The organism is Roseicyclus sp. (assembly GCF_052168335.1).
Lineage (GTDB): Bacteria > Pseudomonadota > Alphaproteobacteria > Rhodobacterales > Rhodobacteraceae > Roseibacterium.
Window position 1 is genome coordinate 1 of sequence record NZ_JBQLZP010000241.1, and the last position, 2963, is coordinate 2963.

2 protein-coding genes are annotated in these 2963 nt (G+C 68.5%); both read left to right on the plus strand.

From position 1 onward, the window contains the following. Positions 1-92: 92 nt before the first annotated feature. Positions 93-1823 carry a thiamine pyrophosphate-binding protein gene (locus ACTS11_RS07520; RefSeq protein WP_442639710.1) on the plus strand — a complete coding sequence of 577 codons (1731 nt, stop codon included), beginning with the start codon at positions 93-95 and terminating at the stop codon, positions 1821-1823. Between the two features lie 236 nt (positions 1824-2059). Continuing rightward, positions 2060-2963, plus strand: a 904-nt coding sequence (locus tag ACTS11_RS07525; RefSeq protein ID WP_442639711.1) for a TRAP transporter substrate-binding protein, incomplete at its 3' end; no start/stop codon positions are given.

Genomic DNA, 2963 nt, shown 5'->3' on the forward strand with positions numbered 1-2963 from the left:
CCGCGCGCGCTCATCCCCTACGCGCCGAACCTCGAGGATCAGCTGAGGGTGACGGCCGTCATGATCGCCGACGCCGCAAGGGAGCTTTGCGCATGAGCACGAACGAGATGACCGGCGGAGAGGCCCTCGTGCGGATGCTGCTCGCCCATGGCGCGGGGCCGATGTTCGGGATGGGCGGCTTTCAGCTTCTGCCGTTCTACGACGCCGCGCGGCGGCTCGGGCTGAACCATCACCTGATCAACGACGAACGCTGCGCCACTTTCGCCGCGGATGCCTATGCCAAGGTGTCCGGCCGCGTCGGCCTCGTCGACGCGACGCTCGGGCCCGGGGCGACGAACCTCGTGACCGGCCTTGTGGAGGCCCTGAACGCGGGCAGTCCGCTCGTCGCGATCGTCGGTGACGCGCAGCGCGACCATGCCGGCAAGAACATGACGCAGGAGACCGACCAGGTCGCGATCCTGCGCCCCGCCTGCAAGGAACTCATCCGCGTCGAGGCCGTCCACCGAATTCCCGAAGCGATCCGCCGCGCCTTCGCGGTCGCGACCTCGGGGCGTCCCGGGCCGGTGGTCGTGGATGTCCCCGAGGACGTGGCTCATGGCCTGCACGGGTTCGCCGACGACGACTTCGAGGCCGATCCGGCGCACCAGTCGGCGCCTGCGCTTCGCTGCCGTCCCGATGCCGAAGCGCTGGCGATCGCCGTCGGTCTGCTGGCGTCGGCCGAGCGCCCGCTGATGCTCTGCGGTGGAGGCGTCCACATCTCGGGAGCGACCGACGAGGTCGCGGCACTGGCCGAGGCCTGCGGCATCCCCGTGGCGCACACGATGACGGGCAAGGGCGCGATCTCGTGCCAGTCACCGCTGAATGCGGGGCTGTTCGGGCGCTACGATCGGATCGCCAACAAGCTCATAGAAGAAAGCGACTGCCTCCTCGTTGTCGGGTGCAAGCTGGGCGAGATCGCGACCAAGCGCTTCACCGTTCCGGCCCCCGGCAAGGTGCTGATCCATCTCGACATCGTGGCCGAGGAGATGGGGCGCACCTACAAGCCGACCGTGAAGCTCTGGGGCGATGCGAAGGCGGGGCTCCGGGACCTGCGCCAGTCTCTCGAGGGAACGGCCGCCCAGCAGCGCGGGGCGCGGGCGGACTACCTTGCACAGGTGCCTGCGCGGATGGAGGCGTGGCGCGGCGAGACGGTCGAGAAACGCCTTTCGGACGAGACGCCCGTCCACATGGGGCGGCTGATCACCGAGTTGAACCGGCTTCTGCCGGAGGACGGGTATCTCATCGCGGATGGTGGCTTCGCCGCGCATTGGGGCGGCCTTCTCTTCGACACGCGCCGCGCCGGGCGGCATTTCGTGCCGGACCGTGGCTTCGCATCCATCGGCTACGGTCTTCCCGGCGCAATGGGCGCACAGCTGGCCGCGCCCGATGCGGTGGTGGTCGGCCTGACGGGAGACGGCGGGTTCAACATGGTGCTGGGCGAGCTGGAAACGGCGCGGCGCATGGGCCTCGGGATCACCGTCATCGTGGTGAACAACGCCGCGTCCGGCTATGTGAAGGCGCTGCAGCACCTGATGTATGGTCAGGGGGCCTACCAGTCCTCGGACCTTGCCGAAACGGACTATGCCGCCGTGGCCAACGCGATGGGTTGCCACGGGCAGCGGGTGGAGCGCCCCGAAGACCTCGAGGCCGCGCTTCTGGCCGCCTTCGCCGAGCGCGACCGGCCCAGCGTCATCGACGTGATGGTGACCCGCGATCCCTCGCGAATGTTGCCGGCGGTCGACAGCCGTACCGTCCAGGTCAAGAAGGGGGACCGCGTGGCATGAGCCGGGGAACCGCCATCGCCACCGGAGGCGCCGGCGCGCTGGCTGGTCAACTGCGCCGGGACCGGAAGGATCGTTCCGTTCCCGGACACCTCGGGCGACCTCTGGGACCGGATCATGCCGGGCGCCGGACCTGCGTCTTCTGGGGAGAGCGAACGAGACAACAAGAACCAGGGAGGCCTTCGGGCAAATCCGGGCCGCGGCCCGATCGACAACATCAGAGAAGGGAGGACGAAACCATGAAACTGAAACCCCTTGCCGCCGCTGCGGTACTGGGCCTGTCGGCGACCGCCGTTCAGGCCAACGACGTGGAGATGCAATCGATCTACCAGGGGACCCTGCCGCTCCTCGGTGACAGCGGCCAGAACATCGGGCCACGCATCTCGGCGCTGACGGGCGGGTCGCTGAACCTGATCTTCCGCAACCCCGGCGAGATCGTCGGCGGCAACGAGATCTGGGACGCGATCTCGACCGGCGCGATCGAGGCCGCCTGGTACTCGCCCGGCTTCGCCGAGAGCGTGGTTCCGTCGGCCTCGCTGTTCACGGCGTTCCCGTTCGGTCCCGACGTCCGCGAATACACGGCCTGGTGGTACAACGGCGGAGGCTACGAACTCTACAACGAGGTCATCGCGCCCTTCAACATTCACGGCGAGCTTTGCGCGATCCTCTCGCCCGAGGCATCGGGCTGGTTCCGCGAGCCGATCGAATCCGTCGAGGACCTCCAGGGCCTCAGGATGCGGGTCTTCGGTCTCGGTGCCGCGGTGATGCAGGAACTCGGCGTCCAGGCGCAGAACCTGCCGCCGGCCGACACGATGACGGCCCTGAACCTCGGCACGATCGACGCCGCCGAGATCAGTTTCCCGGCCATCGACAACGCGCTCGGCATGTACGAGCACGCCGGCCACTACTACTTCCCCGGCTGGCACCAGCAGACCTCGCTCATCGTGTTCCTGATGAACGGTGACAGCTGGAACGGACTGACCGACCAGGAGCGCGCCGCCGTGCAGGAGGTCTGCGCCGCCAACGTCGCGCTGACCACCGCCCAGGGCGAGGCGATCCAGCTCGAGCCGCTGGCGACCATGGTCAACGAGCATGGCGTCACGGTCCACCGCTGGTCCGACGAGATGCTCGCCGCCTTCGAGG